The following is a 6,515-nucleotide window of genomic DNA, read 5'->3' on the forward strand; positions in this document are numbered from 1 at the left end:
TGTCGGTGCTGCTGCTGCCCGCCGCCACGAAATACCGCCGCCCCGGCGAGGCCGAGACCGTTCAGCCGCTCTCCAGCCTCTTTGACCAGGTCACCCACGTGGCTCTCGACGTCGTCTGCCTGCTCTTGGCGACGCGCCGGGGGGTCGACAACGCCGCCGCGGCTGCCGCGCATGCGAACACTGAGTAAGACAGAACACTGAGTAAGGCAGAACTGAGTAAGACAGATCAGACTGGCCCGGTGATCGCCCACGCGGTGACGCAGAAGGGCGTGGAAATGGCGACCCGGGCGCGCTGGCAGGGCGAGGCATATTAGGGTGGAACCATGACTGAATATCGACGACTTGGTACCTCCGGCCTCACCGTCTCCGCCGTCGGGCTGGGCTGCAACAACCTTGGCCGACCAGGAACGCCCACGGAGTCCCAGGGCGGCACGAACACGGTAATCCATGCCGCCATCGAAGAAGGCATCACGCTCTTCGACGTTGCGGACACTTATGGCAAAACGCCTGGCTTGAGCGAGGAAATGCTGGGCAAGGCGCTGGCGAAGAATCGCGACGACGTCATTGTCGCCACCAAATTTGGCATGGACATGCAGGGCGCGAACGGGACGGACTGGGGCCGGCGGGGCTCACGCCGTTACATTATGCGGGCTGTGGAGGCCTCGCTCCGGCGGCTCGGAACCGACTGGATCGACCTTTACCAGTTCCACGTACCGGATCTGCAGACGCCGATCGAGGAAACACTGGCCGCGCTCGATGACCTGGTGCGCTCCGGCAAGGTGCGTTATTTGGGCCATTCGAACATGGCCGGGTGGCAGATTGCGGCAGCCGAATTCACCGCCCGGGCCGCGCACTTCACCCCCTTCATTTCCTCCCAGAATCACTACAATCTGCTGGACCGCCGAGCCGAACTGGAAGTGACTCCGGCAGCCGAGGCCTATGGACTGGGCGTGCTGCCGTATTTCCCGTTGGCCAACGGACTGCTCACCGGCAAGTACAGCAAAGGCAAAGCCCCGGCCGGCAGCCGGCTGACGCATTCACGCACTAATCTGCTGCAGCAGGCGGACTGGAACCAGCTGGCGGAGTTCAGCGCGTTCGCCCGGGCCCGCGGGCTCACGGAAGTCCAGGTTGCTTTTTCCTGGCTGGCGGCACAACCCTCCGTTGCCAGCGTCATCGCCGGCGCCACCAAGGTGGAACAGATCAAGGCGAACGCCGCCGCGGTGTGCTGGACGCCGTCGGCGCAGGATCTTGCCGAACTCGACAACATCTTCCCGGTGACGCCGAAGGTGGCACTGTTCTGATGGGTTCGCCTGGCCCCGGCAGGAGCGCGTTCTGATGGGCTCGACGGGTCCTGGTCCGGCGCGCATCCTGATGGATATCGACACCGGCATCGACGATGCATGGGAACTGGTTTACCTGCTTTCCCGCCCGGAGATCCACATCCAAGCCATCACCTGCACGGCAGGAAACGTAGGGGCACGTCAGGTGGCACTGAACAGCTTGGCGCTGCTGGAGCTCTGCGGCCGGCCCGGCATTGAAGTGGCGATGGGTGCCGAAGTGCCGCTGCAGATTCCGCTGGTGACCACCGAGGAGACCCACGGACCGCAGGGCATCGGCTACGCGGTCCTGCCGCTGGCTCAACAGGAAATTTCCAGCCGTCACGCCGTGGACGTCTGGATTGAGGAAGTGCGGGCGCACCCCGGCGAAATCACCGGCCTGATTACCGGCCCGTTGACCAATTTCGCGCTGGCGCTGCGGCGGGATCCGGAACTTCCCCGGCTGCTCAAGGGTCTGGTGATTATGGGCGGCTGCTTCTACTACCAGGGCAACACCACGCCCACGGCGGAATGGAACGTTTCGGTCGATCCGCATGCGGCCAAGGAGGTCTTCGCTGCCTACACCGGGCTTCCCGAGCACCAGCTTCCCGTGGTCTGCGCGCTGGAAACCACGGAAAGAATTGAATTCTGCCCGGATCACGTAGCCGAACTCGCCAGGATTGCCGGCGCTGCGCCCGAGCAGGTGCTGCCGCAACAGCCGGAGGGGATGCGCAGCACCTCGGACAATCCCCTGGTGGCCGCCCTGTCGGATTCCATCCGCTGCTATATGGAGTTCCACCGGCTTTACGACCAGGGTTACATTGCGCACATGCACGACGCCTTTGCCGCCGCCGTTGCCGCCGGACGCACGCCATACCGCACCCGGCTGGCAAGCGTCGACGTCGAAGTTGACTCCGCACTGTTGATCGGTACCACCGTGGCGGATTACCGGGGCCTGTGGGGCAAGGCTCCGAACGCCCGGATTGTGGTGGACAATGATCCACAGCAGTGCTTTACCGAACTGCTCAACTCCATCGGAACCCTGGCCCGAAACCTCTACGGCGAGTCGAAGTCTACGGACACAGAGCCGAAAACGGACAGCTCACTTCGGCGGCCCGGAGCAGGTGTAAGCGGCACCGCCCGGTAGGATTGCTATCTGACGCCAAGGTGACATAGGCGGGACCCCCTTTTTCGTACCCTCAAGGAATCCTGATGTCCTCCTCTTCTTCGCTTACCCTGCCCGCCCCTGGACAGGCGGACCGCCGAGTGCGCCGCCTGCTCGAAATCCTCGGCGCCCTGGCCATCGCCGGCACGTACCTTTACCTGGTGCTCGCGCAGCCGGCGGATATCACCAATGGGCTTTCCAGCGGCTCAACACTGCTGGCACTGTCCGGCTTCCTGCTGGGGGTCGTGCTGCTGATCCTGGGCATCCTCCCCACCCTTCCCACCTCAACTCTGGTGCTGATACCAGTGGCCCTTGTGCTGAACATTGTGCTGGGCCAGTTCGTGGGCAGTACTTTGGTTCCGTTCTACCTGGATGCCATCGGCACCGTCCTGATCGCCGTGCTGGCGGGCCCTGCCGCAGGAGCCGCCACCGGCGCGCTGAGCAGCATTGTCTGGTCCCTGTTCAATCCCACGGTGCTGCCCTTTGCCGCCGGCGCTGCCCTGATCGGTTTCCTCGCCGGCCTGGCAGCCCGCTACGGCCTGTTCCGGCGCTTCTACCTGGCCCCGGTGGCCGGATTTGTAACGGGAATCTTTGCCGGTGTCTTTTCCGCGCCGATCGCGGCCTTCGTGTACGGCGGAACGTCCGGCGTGGCGACCGGGGCCATCGTTGGCGCCTTCCGGGCAATGGGGGACTCGCTGCTGACCGCCATCACCAAGCAGGCATTGCTCTCCGACCCGATGGACAAGGCGATTGTCTTCACTGTGGTTGCGGTGCTGGTGTACGCGCTGCCCCGGCGCAGCACGCTGCGGTTCCCCTTCGTGCGGCGGTTCCGGGTGCTGGCCGGCGCCAAGTCCTCCTAACTTTCGTGGTTTCCGCAGCGCCGCCCCGCCTTGGCAGGCTCAGCCCGCTGACGGTGCTGTGCGCCGCCGTCGTAATCGCGGTGACGACGACGGCGTTGAACAGTTGGGCCGTATCGGCGGGAGTCCTGCTGGGGTTGGCGGTACTGCTGGCCAGTGTGGGCCTGGGCCGGAAGGTATTACCGGCCGCGGCGGTGATCATGGTGCCCTTTGGCCTGTCGCTGCTCCTGACCCACGGACTCTTCTTTCCCGAGGGCCGGAGCGTCCTGTGGACCTTCGGTCCGGCCCGGGTGACAGCGGAGGGACTTTTCTTTGCCGCCTCCATGGGTCTGCGTACGGCCGTTTTTGTGGTGGTCTTTCTGGCGTTTTCCTTTCATGTGCAGCCGGCGGATCTGATGGCGCTGCTGACCAAATACCGCACTCCGCCGCAGTTGGGATTTGTGCTCTGCTCCGCCCTCACCATCGCCCCGGCCATCGCCGCGCGGGCGCGGCGGGTTGCGCAGGCTCAGCAGGCCCGCGGGCTCGTCACCGGTTCCGGCCTGCGCGGACGGCTGGCGGCGGTGCGGGAGCAAGCGGTTCCACTGGTGCTGGCCCTGCTGCACGAGGCCGGCAGCCGGGCCGATTCGCTCGAGGCGCGCGGTTTTGGCGGCCGCAGCCGCCGTACCAGCTATCGTGAAGTTACCGATTCACGGGCGCAGCAGGTTTTCCGAACGATGCTGCTGGCGGCCCTGCTGGCGTTCCTGGTCTTCTGGTACGGTGCCCGCTGATGCGACTTCAGCTGGACACTTTCAGCTACCCCGGTGACGAGCACCCGACCCTGCACGGAATTGATCTGGCGGTCCAGGCGGGGGACTGCGTCCTCGTAGCAGGTGGTTCAGGATCCGGAAAGTCCACCCTGGCTCGGATCCTGGCCGCTGTGCTGCCAGGACGCCATGGCGGAGTGCTGACTGCACGCTTCGACATGGGCGGGGAGACGCTATGGTTTTCGGCCGGAGGACAGCATTCGGCCAGACCCGACGATCCTGCTTCGGCCCTTGCCGCTACCAGCCCTGACGTCGTCAACCCTCGGATCAATGCCGCCGTTTGGAACCGGCACCTGGCCTACGTGGGCCAGGATCCGTCGGCGCAGCTCTCCACCGTCGCCGCAACGGTGGCGGAGGAAATCGCGTTCGCCTTGGAAAATTCCGGGATGGACCGGGTCCTGATGAAAGAACGCGTGCGGCTCACCGCCCGGGACCTCGGCCTGACGGACCTGCTGCAACGCAACCCGAACGAGCTGTCGGGTGGCGAACAGCGGCGAATGATCATCGCCTCCGCAGCGGCCCTGAATCCGGATTTCCTGGTCCTGGATGAGCCCACCGCGGGACTGGATGCCGACGCCCGGCGCTACGTCCGAACGATGATTGAATCGTTGCTTGCGCGGGGCGCCGGCATCGTCCTGCTGACCCCCGAGCTCGGCGGCATCGGACGCTTGGCTGCCCGGGTGCACCTGCTCGACGGCGGCCGCATCGTCGCCTCCGGTCCGCGCTCCACGATGCTCCGGTCCGCCGAAGCGGCCCGGCTTCCGTTGCTTCCGGACGCGGTGGACACTGCGTCCGCCGCCGTCGCCGCGGCCGCCGAGGAGGCGAATGATGGTGGGCCCGGGGCGCTGCCGCACGCGGTGCAGGCTCAGCCCGTGGCCGAGCTGCAGGACGTCGTGTACCGCTATGGCGACCAACGCCGTCGGCGACTTACCGCCCTTTCCAAGCGTTCGCTCCTTCGGCGTCCCACGGTGCTCGACGGCGTGAACCTGACCCTCCGGGCCGGCGAGCGGGTGGCCATTGCCGGTGCGAACGGTGCAGGCAAGAGCACTCTACTGCGACATTTGAACGGGCTGGCCCGGCCGGAGTCTGGCACGGTCCGGATTCTGGACAGGAACATTGCGGGCGAACCGGTGGGCAGCGTAGCCAGGGACGTTGCCTATCTGTTCCAGGACCCACAGGACCAGCTCTTTGAACGAACGGTTGCCCGCGAGGTGGCCTACGGAATGCCGGTTGAGGATTCCGAGGACCGCGACGCCGCCGTCCAGCACGCCCTTGAGCGCTGCGGCTTGACCGCACTGGCTCAAGAACACCCCTACGAACTGCCTGCATCGGCCCGGCGACTGGTGGCCCTGGCGACTGTTCTGGTGCGCCGCCCCTCCCTGCTGGCGATGGATGAACCGACGGTTTCGATGGACCGGGACGGCGTTGATCGGCTTGCCCGCGCCATCAAGGTGGAAGCGGCACGGGGTGCGGCGGTCGCCGTCGTCACCCACAACCTCGATTTTGCCTACGCGCATTGTTCCCGTCTGGTGCTGCTCAGTTCCGGCCGGATTGTTGCCGACGGGCCGTTCATGCATGTTTTGGAGCAACATTTCGGCGGCGGCGAAGCTTTCGGCGTGCAGGCACCGGCGGCGTGGATGCGATCGAAAGGCGTGGATTCGATCTGAAGGATGGTGACAACGTTGCCGGGCGCGGTAATGATTACGCCACGTCGGGATACCGGCAGTAGTTCTCGATCTCTTCGGTAGCCTCGGACTCGGAATTGGGAACCGTGTATTCGCTTTTCGCCAGGTAAACGTGCAGGTGCTGCCACCAGGTGTCAGCGTCGGGGTCGTCGGGCATGGTCGGCCAGGGTCTTTGATCTCCGTTCTCCTGATCATCGGGTCTGGCGGTGGTGGGTGCGTGCGCCCACGGGCAGTCGGCGTCGGGCCGGGCGGTGGCGTGGTGAAGTGGTTGGGCAGGATGGGTGGGGTGATGTCGCGGGGTATGGGTGGGTAGGTCCGGCCGGAGGGTGCGGTCCAGGCGGGGATGCCGGAGTCGGTCATGGTGGGTTTCCAGCCGCGGACTGTCAGTGGCGGGTCTGCTCCGACGCTGGTTTCGGATTCGTTGTCGGTGCCGCAGCCGTTGTTGGTGTTGGAATTGGAATGTGCGGGGTGGTGGTGGCCGTGGCGGTCTTTGCCGTCGGGGAGGTGTTTGAAGTAGTGGTGGCGGCGGCATTCGCTGCTGAGGTCATCGTCGTCGGTGGTGCCGCCGTGTTCGTGGGCTTTGAGGTGGTCCAGTTGGGTGTCAGCGGTTACGGTGCGGCAGCCGGGGAAGGTGCAGGTCCGGTCTCTGGCGCGCAGCCAGAGGCGCATTCGCCGGGGGACTTTGTAGC

At 65.6% G+C, this 6,515-nt stretch carries 8 protein-coding genes; 7 read left to right on the plus strand and 1 reads right to left on the minus strand.

From position 1 onward, the window contains the following. The 6 genes from IV498_RS18410 to IV498_RS18435 form a co-directional block, all read left to right on the plus strand. Positions 1-188 (plus strand): hypothetical protein (locus IV498_RS18410; RefSeq protein ID WP_269048527.1); only part of this gene is annotated, 188 nt, incomplete at its 5' end. Positions 189-323: 135 nt separating this feature from the next. Further along, positions 324-1,301 (plus strand): aldo/keto reductase, encoded by a 978-nt coding sequence (locus IV498_RS18415; protein ID WP_269048528.1) that lies wholly within the window; start codon positions 324-326, stop codon positions 1,299-1,301. A 34-nt stretch (positions 1,302-1,335) separates the two neighbouring features. Next, positions 1,336-2,463: a nucleoside hydrolase gene (locus IV498_RS18420; protein ID WP_269048529.1), complete on the plus strand. Its 1,128-nt coding sequence runs from the start codon at positions 1,336-1,338 to the stop codon at positions 2,461-2,463. 65 nt (positions 2,464-2,528) lie between these two features. After that, positions 2,529-3,341: an ECF transporter S component gene (locus tag IV498_RS18425; protein WP_269048530.1), complete on the plus strand. Its 813-nt coding sequence runs from the start codon at positions 2,529-2,531 to the stop codon at positions 3,339-3,341. 5 nt (positions 3,342-3,346) lie between these two features. Then, complete coding sequence (locus IV498_RS18430) at positions 3,347-4,105, plus strand: energy-coupling factor transporter transmembrane component T family protein (RefSeq protein WP_269048531.1); 759 nt, start codon at positions 3,347-3,349, stop codon at positions 4,103-4,105. Then, positions 4,105-5,808, plus strand: coding sequence for an ABC transporter ATP-binding protein (locus IV498_RS18435; protein ID WP_269048532.1), 1,704 nt, complete (start codon positions 4,105-4,107; stop codon positions 5,806-5,808). Before IV498_RS18430 ends, IV498_RS18435 begins: the two co-directional genes overlap by 1 nt. Positions 5,809-5,842: 34 nt before the next feature. Here IV498_RS18435 and IV498_RS18440 read toward each other — a convergent pair whose 3' ends face one another. After that, a complete protein-coding gene (locus IV498_RS18440) occupies positions 5,843-5,983 on the minus strand; it encodes a hypothetical protein (protein ID WP_269048533.1) in 141 nt (46 codons plus the stop codon). Between the two features lie 302 nt (positions 5,984-6,285). Between IV498_RS18440 and IV498_RS18445 the strand changes: the two genes are divergently transcribed. Continuing rightward, a partial coding sequence (locus IV498_RS18445; protein WP_269048534.1) for a hypothetical protein occupies positions 6,286-6,515 on the plus strand: 230 nt, incomplete at its 3' end.

Source organism: Paenarthrobacter sp. Z7-10, assembly GCF_026932795.1.
Lineage (GTDB): Bacteria > Actinomycetota > Actinomycetes > Actinomycetales > Micrococcaceae > Arthrobacter_M.